This window comes from Hafnia paralvei, assembly GCF_020150375.1.
Taxonomy (GTDB): domain Bacteria; phylum Pseudomonadota; class Gammaproteobacteria; order Enterobacterales; family Enterobacteriaceae; genus Hafnia; species Hafnia paralvei.
This window is the reverse complement of record NZ_CP083737.1, coordinates 729,924-748,972: the sequence shown is the minus strand read 5'-3', so window position 1 is coordinate 748,972 and position 19,049 is coordinate 729,924. Positions and strand designations below refer to the sequence as shown.

The following is a 19,049-nucleotide window of genomic DNA, read 5'->3' as shown; positions in this document are numbered from 1 at the left end:
TCGTATCCTTTTGGTATATGAATCTAGATATTCAAACTTGCTGTGAAATGAAACGCCACCCGATCCATTGAAATCAGGTGGCGCTCAGAAATTAAAACATGGATTTACCGTAATCCATTGGTGACAAACCAAAGTAGTTCGCTACCGTTTGACCAATATCAGCGAAGGTTTCACGGTGCCCCAATGAACCCGGTTTCACTTTAGGGCCGTAAACCAATACCGGAATGTGCTCACGAGTATGGTCAGAGCCAGCCCAGGTTGGGTCACAGCCATGGTCAGCAGTGAAGATAATGATATCGTCATCTTTCACCAATTTCAGCATTTCTGGCAGACGGCGGTCAAACAGCTCCAGCGCGGCAGCATAACCTGCTACGTCGCGACGGTGGCCGTAAGAGGAGTCAAAGTCGACAAAGTTGGTGAACACGATAGTGTTGTCACCCGCTTTTTCCATTTCCACCAGCGTGGCGTCAAACAGCGCATCGATACCGGTCGCTTTCACTTTCTGGGTGATCCCAACGTTCGCGTAGATATCGGCAATTTTACCGATAGAAACCACTTCGCCGCCCTTCTCATCAACCAGCTTTTTCAACATAGTTGGAGCCGGTGGCTCAACGGCTAAATCGTGACGGTTGCCGGTACGCTTAAACTCACCCGGTTTGTCACCCACGAATGGACGCGCAATAACGCGACCGATGTTGTAACCACCTTTGGTCAGTTCTTCACGCGCGATTTCGCACAGCTCATACAGACGATCCAGCCCGAAGGTCTCCTCGTGGCAGGCAATCTGGAATACCGAGTCAGCCGAAGTGTAGAAAATCGGTTTGCCGGTTTTCATGTGCTCTTCGCCCAACTGATCTAAGATCACGGTACCTGAAGAGTGGCAATTTCCTAGATAACCCGGCAGATTGCCGCGCTTTACCAGAATATCCAGCAATTCCTGCGGGAAGCTGTTTTCATGATCGGAGAAGTAACCCCAGTCGAACAGAACCGGAACACCAGCGATCTCCCAGTGGCCAGACGGGGTATCTTTACCGGAAGAAAGCTCGCTAGCATAGCCATATGCGCCGATGATTTCGGCGTTTTTATCCAGTCCCTGCGGGAAACGCCCCGTAGATTCTTCAGCCGCTTTGCCCAATCCTAAACGGCTCAGGTTTGGCAGCGTCAATGGACCTTTACGACCGATGTCGGCTTCGCCGCGCGCGCAGGCGTCAGCGATATGACCTAAAGTATCGGAACCCACATCGCCAAAGCGTTCAGCATCTTCACTCGCACCGATACCAAATGAGTCTAATACCATGATAAATGTACGTTTCATCTTACTCTCCTGCGCTTTAGCGCTGTGGCCAAAGAGCCGATGCAAACTTGGCGACTCTTTGGTTTTAATTCTTAGGCTGGCTTAACGTCCACGCATTAAGTATGGCGTTTACTCGGTGATACGGCGATAGACAACCGGATTTTCTGCCGGCGCTTTATCACCCAGAACGATAGCGCTGCGAACGGCCTGAGCCGCCTGCTGCCAAGAGGCTTCATCGGAAGCATGCACTATCGCTAACGGGCGCTGAGCGTCAACGTTATCACCCAGACGAACCATATCGGTTAAACCAACGCTGTAATCAATGCTGTCAGTTGCACGGCGACGTCCACCACCAAGTCCAACAACAGACATGCCCAATTCACGGGTATCCATAGCGGTAATAATACCACTGTGCTCAGCAAAGACAGGCTTGCTTAATGTCGCTTTTGGCAAATAGCTGTCATAGCGTTCAACGAAATCAGCCGGGCCACCTTGCGCGGCAACCATACGACCAAAGACTTCAGCCGCTTTGCCGTTATCCAGTACCGCTTGCAGTTTATTGCGGGCGTCTTGTTGATCTGCGGCCAAATTACCAGAAATCAACATTTCAACGCATAAAGCCATAGTGACTTCAAGCAAACGCGGATTGCGATACTCACCCGTTAGGAACTGAACCGACTCACGCACCTCAACCGCATTACCCGCGCTGGATGCCAATACCTGATTCATATCCGTCAGCAATGCCGTCGTTTTGCAACCCGCACCGTTAGCCACGCCAACGATCGACTGAGCCAATGCTTCGGACAGCTCAAAGGTTGGCATGAAGGCACCAGAGCCGACCTTAACGTCCATGACCAGCGCATCTAGGCCTTCCGCCAGTTTTTTCGCCAGAATGGATGCCGTGATCAGTGGGATAGAATCGACCGTCGCGGTAATGTCACGCGTCGCATAGAAACGTTTGTCGGCAGGAGCCAAAGAGTTGGTCTGGCCAATAATTGCCACACCCACTTCAGAAATAATTTTACGGAAACGCGCATCGTCAGGGAAAATATCAAATCCCGGAATCGCTTCCAGTTTATCCAGCGTACCACCGGTATGGCCCAAACCACGACCTGAGATCATCGGAACATAACCGCCGCATGCGGCCACCATTGGGCCAAGCATCAGAGAGGTTACGTCACCTACGCCGCCGGTGGAGTGCTTATCCACAATAGGACCATTCAGGTTCAATGCCTTCCAGTCCAGAACGGTACCGGAATCACGCATCGCCATCGTCAACGCAACGCGTTCAGGCATGACCATATCGTGGAAGAAAATGGTCATCGCTAAAGCGGCAATTTGACCTTCAGAGATTGTATTGTCGCGAATGCCATTGATGAAAAAGCGAATTTCTTCTTCACTCAGAGCATGTCCATCACGTTTTTTACGAATAATTTCTTGTGCCAGGAACAAGGTTGTATCCCCCTGCTGATTTATATCTTCTTTCGTTGAGTCAAAGCTCAAGACATCAGATATAGGTGTAGGTTAAGAGGTATGTTCTGCGGAACGCCCCGCATCATCTATTCAATTCAAGTACTAACAATGACCGCGACGAAACCGTCGCGGCAAAAGATTCGCTTAATCTCTCATTCATTGACGCTGTTGCATGAGAAACCATGCAGATCAGCGTCAAGAACCAGCAGACTTAGTAAGCGCTGCCAGTGCCTTTGGTGTCATAGCCCAGCGTTTTCAGCAGGCTAGCCAACAGGCTGGAAGCACCGAAGCGGAAGTGGCGGGAATCAGCCCAGTCATCGCCCAGCAGACGACCTGCCAGAGCCAGATATTCGGCAGCATCTTCAGCGGTACGTACGCCACCCGCTGGCTTAAAGCCAACGGTTTTGCTGACGCCCATATCGCGGATCACGGTCATCATGATTTCAGCGCTTTCTAAAGTCGCGTTAACAGGCACTTTACCGGTTGACGTTTTGATGAAGTCAGCGCCCGCTTTGATAGAGATTTCAGACGCTTTACGGATCAGTGCGGCATCTTTCAATTCGCCAGTTTCGATGATCACTTTCAGCAATACGCCAGCTTCGTTACAGGCGTCTTTGCAAACTTTAACCATGTCGAAACCAACCTGCTCGTTGCCAGCCATCAGTGCGCGGTATGGGAATACCACGTCAACTTCGTCGGCACCGTAAGCGATAGCCGCTTTGGTTTCCGCCAGAGCAATAGCGATGTCATCGTTACCGTGTGGGAAGTTGGTTACGGTTGCGATATGAATTTCAGGGGTGCCTTGTTCGCGCAGCGTTTTACGCGCGATAGGAATGAAACGTGGATAGATGCAAACTGCTGCGGTATTACCAACTGGGCTTTTTGCCTGATGGCACAAGGCGATCACTTTTTCATCAGTGTCATCTTCGTTCAGAGTGGTCAGATCCATCAACTGTAACGCACGTTTTGCAGCAACTTTTAAATCAGTCATTTTACTCTCCAACTTGGCTGAACTGGCTTGGCCGAGATTCAGACACAATGATTTAGGGTTCGGAGGCTTCACTGTTCACGTTAAACGCGTAAGCCTTGAAGGTATCCCAATACGTTGGCGAGCGGACTTGGTTCCTTGAAGATACTGTTCCGGCTAAAGACCGGAAAGCAACTGAGATCCTTCTCACCGCATATGGCCCTTCATGGTCAACATCATATGTTACTATTTGAACAAAAACCCTCCGTCACATTTGTGCTCAACATCACAGTCAATGAAAAACAGACTGTAACGTCACGAGATTATATGTGATTAGCATCACGAAATAACCTCTTATATCGATGAAAAAGGCATTACCTTCTACCAGCCTATATCAGGATCAATAGATTGCCAGCTCATCATCTTTAGAATGACGGTCAAACAGGACTATTGCCCGCAGAGAGGCGTTATGACAAATTCCATCGATACGACTTCACTACCTTCTTTCTTACAGCGTTGCCAGCAAATTGCCACTAGCGAAACGCTCTCTCCAGAGCAAAAACGTCACTTTTTAGCTCTTGAGGCCGAGAACGCATTACCCTATCCAAGTCTACCGCCAGAGGCGCGTCAGGCACTGGATGACGGCGTAATTTGCGATATGTTCGAAGGCCATGCTCCGTACAAACCACGTTACGTTCTGCCGGATTACGTCAAGTTTCTGGCACAGGGATCGGAGTATCTGGAGCTAGAGCCAGCACAGGATTTTGACGACGCCTTGAATATGCTGTGCATCCTGTACCACCATGTTCCTTCCGTCACATCGATGCCGGTGTTTCTCGGTCACTTAGACAGCTTACTGCTGCCTTATGTTGGAATTCTAACAGAAAACGAATTATATATCCGCATAAAACGTTTCTGGCGTTATCTGGATCGCACTTTACCTGATGCCTTTATGCACGCTAACATCGGGCCTAGCGATAACATACTGACGCGTCTGATTTTACGCGTAGATGCAGAGCTCAAGCAGGTTGCACCAAACCTAACCTTTATTTACGATCCGCAAATCACTCCGCAATCCCTACTGCTTCAAGCCGCCAGCAACATCTGTGAATGCAGTAAACCACACATCGCTAACGGCCCTATTCATGATAGTATTTTCACAAAAAATGGCTATGGCATTGTGAGTTGCTACAACTCATTGCCTCTCGCCGGCGGTGGAAATACGCTGGTGCGTATCAATTTGAAGCAGGTTGCCTTGCGTAGTGAATCCTCAGAAGATTTCTTTACCCATCAGTTGCCTTATTACTGTCGTCAGCAGATTGAAATCATCAATGCACGTACTGATTTCCTCTATAACCAGTCGAACTTCTTCACCCAAAGCTTCTTGGTTAGCGAAGGGTTAATCGATCCACAGCGCTTCGTCCCTATGTTTGGCATTTATGCGCTAGCAGAAGCCGTTAATATTCTGATGGAAAAAGATGGCCTGACGGGAAGCTATGGCGAAAACGACGCAGCCAATCAACTTGGCTATCGCATCAGCAATCAATTAGCTGAGTTTGTCGCACAGACACCAGTGCAACACGGATGGAAACAACGCGCGATGCTGCATGCGCAGTCAGGGATTAGCTCTGACATTGGCACTACGCCGGGAGCTCGTATTCCCTACGGCACTGAGCCCGATCCGGTCACACATCTGATGACCGTTGCGCCGCATCATGCTTATTACACCTCAGGCATCAGCGATATTTTGACACTGGAAGAGACCATCAAGAGAAATCCTGAAGCCATGATGCAACTTTGCTTAGGTGGATTTGCCGCAGGAATGCGTGAGTTCTCCGCTAACGTCTGCGGCAACGATCTGGTTCGCATCACCGGCTATATGGTCCGCCTGTCCGATATTGAAAAATTTAAAGCAGAAGGTTCCCGTCTAAATACGACATGGCTAGGTGAAGAAGCAGCCAAAAACACCGGTATCATGCAACGCCAGCCACGAGTGATAAGCCATGAACAGACGATGCGCTTCGGTAAGTAAAATCTTACCGTTTTCTTGTGTCGATGGGCCAGGCAGTCGTCTGGCCATTTTTCTGCAAGGCTGCAATCTTCGCTGCAAAAATTGCCATAATCCGTACACCATTGGGATGTGCGATAACTGTGGCGACTGCGTGACAGCCTGCCCTCATCAGGCACTAAGTTTGGTGAGTGGCAAAGTGCAGTGGGATGCTGACGTCTGCCAACAGTGCGATACCTGTCTACAAACCTGCACCCAGCACTCAAGCCCTATGACGCAAAGTTATAGCGTTGACGCCCTTCTGATTCAGGTCAAACGCAACGCGCCGTTTATCAATGGCGTGACCATCAGCGGCGGTGAGGCGACTCTCCAGCTTCCCTTTTTATGTGATTTTTTTGCCGCAATAAAATCCAGTCAAGAGTTAGCGCATCTTACTTGTCTGGTTGATAGTAATGGTGATTTATCAGAAACCGGTTGGCAAAAGCTGTTGCCTTGGATAGATGGGGCAATGCTCGATCTCAAAGCATGGGATAACGAATGCCACAGAGCATTAACGGGGCGAGATAACTATCGGATTAAACAAAGCATTCTATGGTTGGCAAAACGGGGAAAATTGAGTGAACTGCGTTTATTAGTGATCCCTGAGCATAGCGATCACCTCCAGCATGCAGATGAACTGGCTGAGTTTATCTTATCTCTCGGCGATGTTCCTGTTCGCCTCAATGCATTTCACCACCACGGCGTACGCGGAGAAGCAAGCGGATGGAAAAGTGCGACGCAACAAGATATAGAAACGCTGGCTGAAGCGCTGACCCAACGAGGCGTTAAGCAAATCACTCGTCCAGCCCTCTATTTATAACCGTTTCGACATTCCCCCTAATGCCGGTCACTTAAGCGTGATTTTAGGGGAAGTACACCGATGGGTTCGTAGCAGCTTTAGCTGCCGACAACTTTGCAGGGAGCAAAGTTGAACAACGCTTTAGCGTTGCCCCTTAGGGGGGAACACATGGATGTGTTCCATAACCGCCCCGCGGTGTGCTAGCCCCGTGTATCTCGATCTCTTAATCGATCAGCATTACGCACTCCCCCTCCATTTTTGGTTAGGGGAATTGATCATTAATCAGCTAAATGGCTTGTCGCGGCCATGCGGAGCCTCTAAATCTTGCTTTGGCCCAATCGAAATGATCCCCGTTGGATTGATGGTTTTGTGGCTGCGGTAATAATGGTGACGAATGTGCTCCAGATTGACCGTCTCTTTCACTCCCAGTATCTGATAAATATCGCGCAGGAAACCGTATAAGTTTGGATAATCGCTGATGCGCTGCCAATCACATTTAAAGTGGGTGACATAGACCGGATCAAAACGGACTAAAGTCGTCCATAATCGAAGATCGGCCTCAGTCAAACGTGTACCGGTTAAATAGCGCTGACGGGAGAGAATGTTCTCCAGTTTATCCAGCGAGGTAAATACCGCACTGACCGCTTCATCATAGGCATCCTGAGCGGTAGCAAATCCGGCTTTATATACACCATTATTAACAGTGTCATAGATCCAGCTATTTAGCTCATCGATATCAGTACGTAGTTCCTGCGGATAAAAATCACCAGGTTTAGCGCCAATTTCGTCAAACGCGGTATTAAACATGCGGATAATGTCTGAAGATTCATTACTCACAATAGTTTGCGTTTGCTTATCCCAAAGCACCGGTACCGTCACACGTCCGGTATAGTGAGGGTCAGCCTGTAGATAGAGCTGGTAGAGAAAATCGTGGTGATAAAGCTCATCGCCGGTCGCCGCAGGAAAATTGGTTTCAAACGTCCAGCCGTTCTCCAGCATCAGAGGACTGACAACAGAAACCGGAATCAGGCTTTCCAATCCTTTGAGTTTGCGAACCAGTAGCGTGCGATGAGCCCATGGGCAAGCCAAGGAGACATAGAGATGGTAGCGATCTTTTTCAGCGGCAAAACCTGACTCACCGTTTGGGCCTAAAGAGCCATCAGGAGTGATCCAATTACGGAATTGCGCGTTCGAACGCTTAAAACGTCCGCCGGTAGATTTAGTGTCATACCAGACATCTTGCCAGATGCCTTCAACGAGTTGTCCCATAAATCCTCCAGATGGATACTCGGCTCAATAAGCTCAAGTATGTTGTCATTTAAAAGCATAAAGGGGCATGTTTGCCCCTTTATCGTATTTCTAAATCATAACGCCATTTACTCTAAACAATTCGAGTGGCGGGTATTACCATTTTTTATTGAGCAAACGGTCAATACTAAATGCGCCAGGACCAGACACAGCCAGAACCAAATAGCCACCAGCGATGGTCAGGTTTTTCATGAACATCAGTTGGTTAACGCCGTCGGCAAAGTTCGAGTGGAACAGGAATGCGGTCAGCAAGGTAAAGCCCGCGGTAAACAGCGCCGTAGTTCGAGTCAAGAAACCAAACAAAATGGCTAAACCACCGCCCAGCTCTAACAAAATAGTTAACGGCAGAAGTGCCCCTGGGACGCCCATCGCTTCCATATATTGCTGAGTCCCTGCGTATCCCGTGATTTTGCCCCAACCGGCGGTGATAAACAGGATTGGCATCAAGATGCGGGCAGCCAGTAGTGCGATATTTTCTAGTTTGTTGCTCATTTTTAACTCCAGACAATTTTAAGGTGCCGCTTTAGCAGCTTTGTTCGGTATGAGGCGTGCATTCCATCTGGCTTAAAACCAAATCGTGGAGCCCGTGTCTCTCGATGGAGCTAATACTAGGACAAAGACTGAAAGAGTGTTAGCGAGTAAAATTGCTGGATTTCTTCAAAAAAACTGAAGCTAAAAAATTATAAGAAAATAACTAAATACAATAAGTTAAAATGTAGCAAGCAAGTAATTTCTCTAGTTACTAGTTGTTGGTGGGATAAAAGCACAGATATTTTGTGGGAAACTGCGGAGATTAAGCCTTGGGGTAAAAGGCGTTACGTATTACTTTCACTATGCCCCACACGCTAAATGCACGTCGAGTCCAGCGCGCCGTTTTAGCAGGATGGCGAGCGCCATAGAGTGCTAATAGACTCGATCCTAACAGCATGAACTTGCGTAACCGCATCACGGCGGAAACACGATGGTCAAATTTCGCAGTGAGCTGTAACCACGAACGACGTTCACCGGCCAAATCAAGACGCTGCTGCTGAATTTGACGCAGCAAGCGTGCTTTCTCCAAGGCGAGTTCCTGACGATTACGGCTCACTTGCGATCCTCTTCCAGTAGCTCTCTATCAATCTCAAGCTGGCGGCGAGTGGCCCCTAACAGCGTTGAGCGTCGAGCTTTGGTGATTGTCCAGATTGCCCCGATCAATGCCAGCCCCAGCAAAACTGCGGTGGTGATCCCCAACGCCATCAGACGATGGACAGGATCAATGGCTAAGAAGAGCAACACCAACAACGTCATTAAACCAAAGGCGGTAAACAGCAGTGTGACGCCCGCCATCATCAGAAGTTGAATAACGTTCGCTTTCTCTTCTTCCAGCTCAACCACAGCTAAACGCAGCCGTGTTTCAACCATGCCAACAATAATGGTGACAATACGCTGAGCGGTACTCAGAACCCCGCGAGCGGGGCCCTGAGAAGTTGTGTTATCGGCAGACATTAGCGACGAGCCAATAAAACGCCTAACACCACACCAACGGCAGCGCCGATGCCAACACCAGTCCAAGGATTATCATGAACATAGCTATCTGCACGATCTGCGATTTCTTTGGTTTGTGCAGCAACTTTCTCACCTGCCGCATTCAAGCGAGCGCGGCTACCTTGTAACGCACTTTCAGCTTTCGCACGGATTTTTTCCAGCTCCGCCTTCGGTTTGTCGGTGGAAGAATTCAGAACCTCTTCCAAGGTATCGGCGAGGGACTTCAGTTCGGCACGTAATTGCTCGGAAGTTGAATCGTTAGCCATTCCTAGACTCCTTAACTTTACTGATATGGTCTTTTAACATAGCGAGCTTTTTCCATGAGCGCAAAGGTAATTGCCACATATCCTTCTGCATCTGCCGTATTTGGTATGAAAAAACTCGGCGATTAGACACAGTAAATTACTGTCCCAGCGCCTGCTGTGCCTCTTTTAGCTCAGCACGAGCTTCGTCTAGTTTTTTCTCTTTTTTAGAAATTTTATCGGCTTTGCCAGTTTGTTGCGCTTCAACGAGTTCCTGTTGGCGTTCAGCGACTTTCTGCTGCTTTTCTTTCACGTTATTTTGCAGTTCAGAACGTAGCCCCGCTTCAGTACAGTGGCTCTTCACTTCGCTTAGCGCTTTCTGTAAACCAGCCACACGATGTGTGTTGTTGTGCTGCTGAGCATACTGGATCTGCTCTTCAATACTCTGCTGCTTGCTAGCACAGGTTACTGCCGAGGCGTTAGCCGCTGTACTCAGCAGGCCAAAAGTAGCAACGGTAATAGCCAAAATTGCAGTTTTTTTGAATGTCATGAAAAGTCCTTATTGAGTAGTGAACTGTCCCGCTCCGGGGACATATCCTTTCATCGTTAAAACAAATACTCGGATATAAATGAACCATTGAATGAGCGAAAACAGTGCTCACTCATTCACAACTATAACCCGTAATTATTAACGATTACTTATCACTTAGTTTAAATAATAGGTGCGTTACATCAAGATAGGAGCCCAAAAAATGGAAAAATCAGACAATACTGATAAATAAAAACAGAGCCATACGGCTCTGCTTTTATTGCTTAGCTGTTAAGTCTCGCTTGCCTGGGAGGATCCTTGACATCGCTTTCGCTTGATTGAAACAGCGAGCGTCGATGGGTTTTATAGGCAATACTGTAGCCACGCGGCAGCACACTTTGCAGTACCTGCATCGCCTCTTCCTGCTGCTCTGGCTTCGCTAAATGAACCAGCAAACCGTTCGAGTCAGGCGTAATACTTTTGATACTAATGCCGTGCTCATCTAGTTTCTGATAAACAAAAAAACCATCCGGTGTCGCAAGCCCAGCCTGAGTCGCGCTAATTTGTAACGTTGTTTCTTTATGAGTTAGATGCGGAGCTATCCACCACGCAAATACGCCAATAATCAACGCTAAGAGCAATAAGGCTCGTTTCCAGCCAAGCCGCTGAATAAGTAGCAGAGTCACGTTATTTCCTCTGCTCTGGCTGAGTCGTTGAATGTTTTTTACGCCATAGAACGACCAACGAGCCAACTAGACCAAACACCAACAGAACCAGTGGCAACATCATCAGTAGGAACATCAGTTGATCTTCATAGCGCAAGAACAGCGGTGTTTTACCCAACACATAACCCAATGTCGTCAAAATCATGACCCACAGGAAACCGCTCATCCAGTTAAAGAACTGGAAACGCGTACTGCTTAAACCAGATAGGCCAGCAATCAACGGCAGCAAAGTACGCACGAATGCCAGAAAGCGACCGACTAGCAGAGCCGATAAACCGTGTTTGTGGAACAAATGATGAGAACGCTGATGATAATGGGCGGGCAAATGGGAAAGCCACTTTTGCACTAATCGTGTATTTCCCAGCCATCGTCCCTGTATATACCCAACCCAGCAACCAAGACTGGCCGCGGTGGTTAACACACAGACCGTCATGGCAAAGCCCATGGTGCCTTTCGCAATCAGTACACCAACCAAAATCAGTAAACTGTCACCCGGTAAAAAGGCTGCGGGCAGCAAACCATTTTCCAGAAATAAAATGACAAATAAAATGCCGTAAATCGTCCACACTAGCGACGGGTTCGCCAGCGTCTCATAGTCCTGCTGCCACAGGGCATGTATTAATTCGTTAATCATATCCATCGAGTATTCCTAACTGAAAATTCGGAGGGTCCATCCGCCAGCTCATCTCATGGACGTCACAAAGGACGATGGAATTAGGGAGCTAGCTAAGTTTAACCAACGTACGCTTCGGCGTCAGATTGGTCATACGTCAGCTTGCCTCTGTATAGAATATTACTCTCTTTCCAGCCACCCAGCCGATTTTGATGAGGGGGAAGTTGTAACGTTCGCAGCAGCGCCAAAGAAATTCCCTTGTCGCGATACTGGCGAGTCACATCAAAAAAGGCGGTGTCCGAATGTGCGGGTAGGGAGGCATCCGGAAGTGTAGGAGCAATCCGGCCCTGTTCTGAACAGGACTTCAAGTGAACCCGTAGCAGCGCGGTCAGCTTACGCGTATTGGATTTACGCGAAAGGCTACGTTCACTTTCACCAGTGAGTTGCATCACTGATATGGATGAGACATCTGTTAGCGATTGAGCAAAGTAGCTATCTACTTGAGAGAAATAGCAATTAGCGCTGTGCGAATGCCAAGCCGTTTGCTTGCCAGAGGCCATACTGGCCCAGCATAACAATAGGAACATCGTGGTGGCAGACGAAAGACGCTTCAATATTTTGTTGCTTCCAGATACATGCAGAAAAAAACTCGGCTAACTGTAGCAAAATCACCGTCAGGGAAACAGCAGAAAATGAGCAATTTCCACGACCAATTTTACCTTAATGATGGTCGTTAACAGTTGGTTTCAGTTGGGTTGAACAAATAGGTGCCGCCAAACACAGGAAGAAAAACAAGGTGGGGAATAAAAGGTAAAATGAAATTTGCCGTGCTTACATCAAAATACTGGGTCAACACGGCATTATTAGGTTTTTCACCCCGGCATTGAGCCACGAGTTAATAGTGCATATCCCGCCGCAACCGCGAGCATACATAGCACTAAATTCAAGATCACGTTCAAAGCGGCGCGTAACCAGAATCCCTCCGTGAAGAGTGCGAACGTATCAAATGAAAAAGTGGAGAACGTCGTCAATGCCCCAAGAAACCCGACGGCAATCAACGGACGCCAATGTGGCGCAATCAGTGTTCCTGTGTTTAAAGCAGCCACCAGCACTCCCATGATAAAACAGCCAACAACGTTGACCGTCAGCGTTGCATAGGGAAACGATGTACCGAACCAACCACTGAACCAAGTGGTAATTTGAAAACGTGTAATAGCTCCCACTGCGCCACCAAAGGCAACAATTAATAACGTTAAGCCATAGCTCATAGCGAACTCCTCAAAAATAACGGATAAGGCGATTAACGAAGGCAACTTGATTAGCTACAGGGGAAAAATGCTTGCCCGGCAACCAAGCGCTATCGCACTGTATATACCCGTCATACTTCAAGTTGCCTTTTTGTTGGCTGCGCTCGCTTGCCGCCTCAATGCCACTTGAATTACTTAAGGTATAACAGAGAAATAAAACTCAGACTTCTGCCAGGCGTCATCAGCGGAAAAGAGAGGACTCTTTCGGCGGTTTTTAGCTATGTAAGAGCTCAAATAGAAATCTTACAGCCAAAGGTGGAACACCATCACCTTACTAAAGTATAAGTTAAGCTCGTGACTCGACACAACCGCTTAACCCTACGGCTTATTTGCCGTTGGTAACGCCATCCAAATGCACGACAGGATTTTCGGCGAACAGATAGCGATCGACGTTAAACTCGAAATCGTCCGTTGTCGCCTGAAAAAGCATTTGCTTGGTATTTTCTAAATGCTGCCACATCGCCACTTTTGCGCCGTAAGGATCTTTACGCATCAATGCCTTGAGGATCTTATCGTGATCCTCACACCAGCTGTCGATCGAGACATCATCGATGTGTTCATGCAATTTCAACCAGTATGGGTTGTGGATACGCTGACTCCACATTTGCTCAACTATTGTCGCCATTGCTGAGTTCTGCGTCGCCAAGGCGACCTGAACATGGAACTTCAGATCCCATTCCGAATCACGGAAACGGTCTTCCTGCCGTGCATGCTCCTGAATCTCCATCAACGCCACAATATCTTGTTTGGTTACCTGAGTCGCCGCGAACTCGGCAATATTACTCTCGATAAGCTGACGCGCCTGTAAAAGCTCAAACGGTCCCGCACTCGCAAACTGAATATTGCTATTAGGTTGAATCAACGTTTTTGGTTGATTACTAATAACGTGGATACCTGACCCTTTACGAACCTCCACATACCCTTCCACTTCCAGCATGATGATCGCCTCGCGAACAACTGTTCGACTCACGTTCATCTCTTCAGCGATAAAACGCTCGGCTGGCAGTTTCTCCCCCACAGGATAAACGCCGGACTCGACGCGCTGCTTTAGCTCTGCGGCTAACTGTTGGTACAGTCTTCTGGGTTCTGTGAATTCCATTTAGGGTGCTCTATTAGGGTTGATCGGCAAATGTTGTGATACATACATTTATGAATCTGTTATACCACTTTTCCAATAATCTCACCAGAGACCCCATGCACACTCAAGTGAGAGATAAAACGTTGAGGTAAAAAAAATCCGCCGATAAACGGCGGATTTTTAGTCGGAGGCATCGTCATTAAACGCTATACGGTTGCTTTCTGGCGATTCGCTTCAATTTCAACTTCTTCCGCGGTACGGTTTTGCAATACAGTCCAAATAACCAACGCACCCAGTAGGTCAAATACAGCCAGCGCCGCAAACAGTGGACTAAAGCCGATGGTATCAGCCAAAGCTCCCACGACTAACGCAAACAGAGTACTTGCCGTCCACGCCGCCATACCGGTTAACCCGTTTGCAGTGGCCACTTCGTTGCGTCCAAACACATCCGAAGAGAGCGTAATCAAAGCACCTGACAGTGACTGGTGAGCAAAACCACCGACGCACAGCAGAGCAATAGCCGCATAAGGACTTGTGAACAGACCAATCATACCTGGGCCAATCATCAAGAATGCGCCCATGGTCACCACTAGCTTACGAGAAACAATCAGGTTCACTTTAAAGTACTTCTGGAATAACGGAGGCAGATAACCACCTAACACGCAGCCAACGTCGGCAAACAGCATTGGCATCCACGCAAACATCGCGATTTCTTTCAGATTAAAACCGTAGGCTTTGAACATGAACAGCGGGATCCAAGCATTGAAAGTCCCCCAAGCTGGTTCGGCCAAAAAACGAGGCAGTGCGATGCCCCAAAACTGACGGTTACGCAGGATTTCCCATGCAGACATACGCTTCGCGTTATTGGTCTGGTGATGAGCTTCCTGACCGCTCAGAATATAGTCACGCTCTTCGTCAGACAGTTTCTTCTGATCTTTTGGATGTTTGTAGAAGATTAACCAGCAAATGGCCCAAATCAGGCTCAGCGCACCCGTAATGATGAACGCCATTTCCCAGCTGTGTGCAACGATAGCCCACACCACTAACGGCGGAGCAATCATGCCCCCAATGGATGACCCTACGTTAAAATAACCCACCGCAATGGAACGTTCTTTCGCTGGGAACCATTCGGATGAGGCTTTAAGACCCGCAGGGATCATTGCCGCTTCAGCCATACCCACCGCACCACGCGCAATAGCCAAACCACCCCAGCTGCTAGCTAATGCGGTGCCCATACAGAACACGGCCCACAGGATGGCAAACAGTGCGTAACCCACCTTTGTACCTAACACATCAAGCACATAGCCCGCGACTGGTTGCATAATGGTGTAGCACGCGGAGTACGCAGCAATAATATAAGAGTACTGCTGAGTGGTAATGTGCATCGTATCTTGTAAGGTCGGAGCAGCAACAGCAATGGCATTACGAGTCAAGTAACCCAATACAGTTCCTACGGTAACCAAGGCTATCATGTACCAGCGTAAGCCTTTAATTTTACGCATTTAAACTCTCTCCCAGTATATCCCGTCACGTTTCAAGCTACGTCAGCGTTAACCGATGACCTGCATCTTGAAATGGCTTGGGCATAGAACTTTGCCTTGTGGAACGCCTTTGGCGAAATGTGCAAGGCCGCAATGAACCGCGCTTGTGGCTGCGCCGCGTAATAACTCTCCATATTGAAACGGTGATGGCGTTACTTACGTGGTACCCATCTACCTTATTCATCTGTGCTACAGCGCTAAAACTACAGTCTCAGATGGAAAGTTCGGACGTTCCTGTTCCGACTTTGAATTAACTTTTATGACTTGGTCAATCAACATTGGTCAAACCACTGCTCATGATTGGTTAGGGCAATACTCATTTCGCAGCGGTGGCTAAGATAACTTGTCATACAGATTTAAAAGTTGAGAGCCATCACAAAAACCATTTTTGGATTAAGGAATAATAAACCTATGCAGAATCCCTACTAAAAAGTGTCTACATAAGCAAAAGCACCAAGTGATAGTGCCGTTTTATCGCTTTCATTACGTTAAACGCGGAAAAAGTTCTGGACGAGCGCCATAATTGGTGTGATAACTTTAGCCGCAAAGAATAGCTCACTGAAGCTTTATGCTCTCGAGGAACCCGATGATGTCGCAATTTTTAACCGAAGATTTCTTGCTGGATACCGAGTTTGCACGCCGTTTGTACCACGACTATGCGGCAGAGCAGCCAATTTTTGACTATCACTGTCACTTGCCACCTGAGCAGATCGCTCAGGATTATCGGTTCAAAAACCTGTATGACATCTGGTTAAAAGGCGACCATTACAAATGGCGCGCGATGCGTACTAACGGCGTCGCTGAGCGCCTATGCACCGGCGATGCTAGCGATCGTGAGAAGTTTCAGGCATGGGCCGAAACCGTCCCTCATACCATCGGCAATCCGCTCTACCACTGGACTCATCTAGAACTACGCCGTCCATTCGGTATCACAGGCACGCTGCTTTCCGGCAATACGGCTGACGATATCTGGAATCGCTGTAATGCACTGCTGGAGCGCGACGAATTCAGCGCTCGCGGTATCATGAAACAGATGAACGTGAAAATGGTAGGCACCACTGACGACCCTATCGACGATCTAAGCCATCACAAAGCTATCGCACTAGACCGCAGCTTTGACGTGAAAGTGTTACCGAGCTGGCGTCCAGATAAAGCATTCAATATTGATGCCGCCATTTTCCCTGAATATATGCAGAAACTGAGTGCGGCAGCCGACGTGGACATTCGCAAATTCAGCGATGTATGTGATGCTCTGAAAATTCGGATGGACCACTTTGCGGCTCACGGCTGTAAGGTGTCTGACCACGCGCTTGATGTGGTTATGTATGGCGAAGCAGATGAAACCACGTTAAACGGCATTCTTGCCCGTCGTTTGGAAGGCAAAATGCCAACGGAACAGGAAGTTGCCCAGTTTAAAACGGCGGTACTGCTGTTCCTCGGAGCCGAATACCAAAAACGCGGTTGGGTTCAGCAATACCACATTGGTGCACTGCGTAATAACAATTCACGCATGTTTGAAACGGTTGGGCCAGACATTGGTTTTGACTCAATACACGATGCGCCAGTTGCCTTCGCGCTCTCGCGTCTATTGGATGCACAAAGCCGCTCTACTGGCTTGCCAAAAACTATTCTTTACTGCCTAAACCCACGTGATAACGAAGTGATCGGCACCATGATCGGCAATTTCCAAGGCGAAGGTATGGCAGGAAAAATGCAGTTCGGTTCAGGTTGGTGGTTCAACGATCAGAAAGACGGTATGCAGCGCCAAATGACCCAGCTCGCACAGCTTGGTTTACTCAGCCGCTTTGTTGGCATGCTGACCGATAGCCGCAGCTTCTTGTCTTATACCCGTCACGAATATTTCCGCCGCATCCTGTGCCAAATGATTGGCCGCTGGGTCGAAGACGGCGAAGCACCAGCAGATATTGAACTGCTGGGAAATATGGTGAAAAACATCAGCTTCGATAATGCGAAAAACTATTTTGCGATTGAGTTGTAAGAATCCTGGGGCGGTTTAGCCGCCCATTTTTTTAAAGACCCAATTCTTGTTTATTTTATATGTTGATGACCGCCATAACATGGCGGTCACGCTCTGAGGTAGCTCCTAAATGCAAACCCTTAATCGTCGTGACTTCCCTGGCCGCCAGCACCCTGACAAAGTTATCCAATTCGGTGAAGGTAATTTTCTGCGCGCGTTTGTGGATTGGCAATTAGATCTACTGAATGAGCATACCGATTTAAATGCTGGCGTAGTCGTTGTACGCCCGCTGAACAGCGATTTCCCCCCCTCACTGAGCACTCAAGATGGACTTTTCACCACCATCATTCGTGGTCTGAACGAGCAAGGTGAAGCGGTGCGTGAATCACGCATCATTCGCAGCGTAAACCGCGAAATCAATATGTATCAGGATTTTGATGCTTATTTGGCGTTGGCTCATGATGCCAATATCCGTTTCGTGTTTTCGAATACCACCGAGGCTGGAATTAGCTATGTGCCTGAAGATAAGCTCACGGATACGCCACCAGCCAGTTTCCCTGCGAAGCTCACTCGTCTGATGTACGAACGTTTCTGCCACTTTGACGGTGCCGCTGACAAAGGCTGGGTATTGCTACCGTGTGAATTGATTGACTATAACGGCGAAGCACTGCGCGAACTGGTACTGCGCTACGCGCAACAATGGGATCTGCCATCGCGCTTTGTTCAGTGGTTAGAGCAAAATAATACCTTCTGCTCTACTCTGGTGGATCGTATTGTGACCGGATACCCACGCGGTGAAGTTGAAGCTTTAACTGAAGAGTTAGGCTATCAGGATGCCTTCTTAGATACGGCTGAACATTTCTATCTGTTCGTGATCCAAGGACCACAATCGCTGGCACAAGAGCTACGTTTAGATGCATTTGCAAAAAATCATAAACCGCTGAATATCCGTATTGTTGACGACATTAAGCCATATAAAGAGCGTAAGGTTGCGATTCTTAATGGCGCCCATACGGCGCTCGTTCCCGTCGCATTTTTGGCAGGCCTGAACACCGTAGGCGAAAGCATGAATGACGTACAGGTGACAGAGTTTGTTGAAAAAGCGATTAGCCAAGAGATCATGCCAGTATTAGATCTTCCTGCCGATGAATTGAAATCATTTGCTGATGCCGTATTGAGCCGTTTCCGTAACCCGTTTATCCAACACCAACTGCTCTCTATCGCTTTGAATGGGATGACTAAATACCGCACCCGTATTCTACCTCAGGTGATCGCTTATCAGCATAAAACAGGCAAACTACCACAGCGCTTGTGCTTTGCTTTGGCCGCGTTGATTGCTTTCTACCGTGGCGAACGTAACGGCGAAACTTACCCACTGCAAGACGACGCTCACTGGCTTGAACGCTATCGTACGGGCTGGGACGCTGTGCAAGCAGGTTCCCAAAACCTGAATGATCTCGTGCATACGATCCTGAGCGACGCCGATCATTGGGGTCAGGATCTGAATCAGATCCCTGAGATGACACAAACGATTGCTGGTTATTTGCAGCAAATCGATCAGCAAGGCATGCGTTCTGCCGTTTCATCATTGTCCGCAGTTGCCTAAGCAGAGCTGAATTAAATT

Annotated in this window: 19 protein-coding genes; 4 read left to right on the top strand and 15 right to left on the bottom strand. The window is 48.2% G+C overall.

Annotated elements, in window-relative coordinates; all coding sequences use genetic code 11:
• Positions 1–91 precede the first annotated feature (91 nt).
• The 3 genes from deoB to deoC form a co-directional block, all read right to left on the bottom strand.
• Positions 92–1,315 (bottom strand): phosphopentomutase, encoded by a 1,224-nt coding sequence (deoB, locus tag K9N75_RS03470; protein ID WP_008815003.1) that lies wholly within the window; start codon positions 1,313–1,315, stop codon positions 92–94.
• A 108-nt stretch (positions 1,316–1,423) separates the two neighbouring features.
• Complete coding sequence (deoA, locus tag K9N75_RS03465) at positions 1,424–2,746, bottom strand: thymidine phosphorylase (RefSeq protein WP_039187962.1); 1,323 nt, start codon at positions 2,744–2,746, stop codon at positions 1,424–1,426.
• A gap of 232 nt (positions 2,747–2,978) precedes the next feature.
• The gene (deoC, locus tag K9N75_RS03460; protein WP_004846795.1) at positions 2,979–3,758 is read right to left on the bottom strand and encodes a deoxyribose-phosphate aldolase; all 780 of its coding nucleotides are present in this window, start codon (positions 3,756–3,758) and stop codon (positions 2,979–2,981) included.
• Between the two features lie 445 nt (positions 3,759–4,203).
• Between deoC and K9N75_RS03455 the strand changes: the two genes are divergently transcribed.
• Both K9N75_RS03455 and K9N75_RS03450 read left to right on the top strand, forming a co-directional pair.
• Complete coding sequence (locus tag K9N75_RS03455) at positions 4,204–5,766, top strand: YjjI family glycine radical enzyme (RefSeq protein ID WP_114444302.1); 1,563 nt, start codon at positions 4,204–4,206, stop codon at positions 5,764–5,766.
• Positions 5,738–6,601 (top strand): YjjW family glycine radical enzyme activase, encoded by an 864-nt coding sequence (locus K9N75_RS03450; protein WP_224452218.1) that lies wholly within the window; start codon positions 5,738–5,740, stop codon positions 6,599–6,601. The genes K9N75_RS03455 and K9N75_RS03450 overlap by 29 nt, the downstream gene beginning before the upstream one ends.
• Before the next feature lie 261 nt (positions 6,602–6,862).
• On the opposite strand, the gene K9N75_RS03445 is transcribed toward K9N75_RS03450, so the two are convergent.
• The 12 genes from K9N75_RS03445 to K9N75_RS03390 all read right to left on the bottom strand — a co-directional run bounded on the left by K9N75_RS03445 (position 6,863) and on the right by K9N75_RS03390 (position 15,408).
• Positions 6,863–7,849 (bottom strand): glutathione S-transferase family protein, encoded by a 987-nt coding sequence (locus tag K9N75_RS03445; RefSeq protein ID WP_064575103.1) that lies wholly within the window; start codon positions 7,847–7,849, stop codon positions 6,863–6,865.
• A 135-nt stretch (positions 7,850–7,984) separates the two neighbouring features.
• Positions 7,985–8,380: a DoxX family protein gene (locus K9N75_RS03440; protein WP_004846785.1), complete on the bottom strand. Its 396-nt coding sequence runs from the start codon at positions 8,378–8,380 to the stop codon at positions 7,985–7,987.
• A gap of 301 nt (positions 8,381–8,681) precedes the next feature.
• Complete coding sequence (locus K9N75_RS03435) at positions 8,682–8,975, bottom strand: YqjK-like family protein (protein ID WP_008814998.1); 294 nt, start codon at positions 8,973–8,975, stop codon at positions 8,682–8,684.
• Entirely contained in the window at positions 8,972–9,373 is a 402-nt protein-coding gene (locus tag K9N75_RS03430) for a phage holin family protein (protein ID WP_008814997.1), read from the bottom strand. Before K9N75_RS03430 ends, K9N75_RS03435 begins: the two co-directional genes overlap by 4 nt.
• Positions 9,373–9,678 (bottom strand): ElaB/YgaM/YqjD family protein, encoded by a 306-nt coding sequence (locus K9N75_RS03425; protein ID WP_004846778.1) that lies wholly within the window; start codon positions 9,676–9,678, stop codon positions 9,373–9,375. The genes K9N75_RS03430 and K9N75_RS03425 overlap by 1 nt, the downstream gene beginning before the upstream one ends.
• 136 nt (positions 9,679–9,814) lie before the next feature.
• Positions 9,815–10,204 carry a DUF1090 domain-containing protein gene (locus tag K9N75_RS03420; protein WP_008814996.1) on the bottom strand — a complete coding sequence of 130 codons (390 nt, stop codon included), beginning with the start codon at positions 10,202–10,204 and terminating at the stop codon, positions 9,815–9,817.
• 263 nt (positions 10,205–10,467) lie between these two features.
• Entirely contained in the window at positions 10,468–10,869 is a 402-nt protein-coding gene (gene mzrA / locus K9N75_RS03415) for an EnvZ/OmpR regulon moderator MzrA (RefSeq protein ID WP_004846770.1), read from the bottom strand.
• 1 nt (position 10,870) lies between these two features.
• On the bottom strand, positions 10,871–11,548 hold the full coding sequence (locus K9N75_RS03410) for a DedA family protein (RefSeq protein WP_008814995.1): 678 nt from the start codon (positions 11,546–11,548) through the stop codon (positions 10,871–10,873).
• 92 nt (positions 11,549–11,640) lie between these two features.
• Positions 11,641–12,135: a hypothetical protein gene (locus K9N75_RS03405; RefSeq protein ID WP_224452217.1), complete on the bottom strand. Its 495-nt coding sequence runs from the start codon at positions 12,133–12,135 to the stop codon at positions 11,641–11,643.
• Between the two features lie 258 nt (positions 12,136–12,393).
• The gene (gene crcB, locus K9N75_RS03400) at positions 12,394–12,789 is read right to left on the bottom strand and encodes a fluoride efflux transporter CrcB (RefSeq protein WP_008814993.1); all 396 of its coding nucleotides are present in this window, start codon (positions 12,787–12,789) and stop codon (positions 12,394–12,396) included.
• Positions 12,790–13,153: 364 nt separating this feature from the next.
• Positions 13,154–13,927, bottom strand: a complete 774-nt coding sequence (gene exuR / locus K9N75_RS03395; protein WP_008814992.1) for a transcriptional regulator ExuR — start codon at positions 13,925–13,927, stop codon at positions 13,154–13,156.
• A gap of 185 nt (positions 13,928–14,112) precedes the next feature.
• Entirely contained in the window at positions 14,113–15,408 is a 1,296-nt protein-coding gene (locus K9N75_RS03390) for an MFS transporter (RefSeq protein ID WP_004846755.1), read from the bottom strand.
• 628 nt (positions 15,409–16,036) lie between these two features.
• On the opposite strand from K9N75_RS03390, the gene uxaC reads away from it, so the two are divergent.
• Entirely contained in the window at positions 16,037–17,446 is a 1,410-nt protein-coding gene (gene uxaC / locus K9N75_RS03385; RefSeq protein ID WP_039187957.1) for a glucuronate isomerase, read from the top strand.
• A 109-nt stretch (positions 17,447–17,555) separates the two neighbouring features.
• Positions 17,556–19,031 carry a tagaturonate reductase gene (locus K9N75_RS03380; protein WP_039187956.1) on the top strand — a complete coding sequence of 492 codons (1,476 nt, stop codon included), beginning with the start codon at positions 17,556–17,558 and terminating at the stop codon, positions 19,029–19,031.
• The last annotated feature ends 18 nt before the right edge of the window (positions 19,032–19,049 follow it).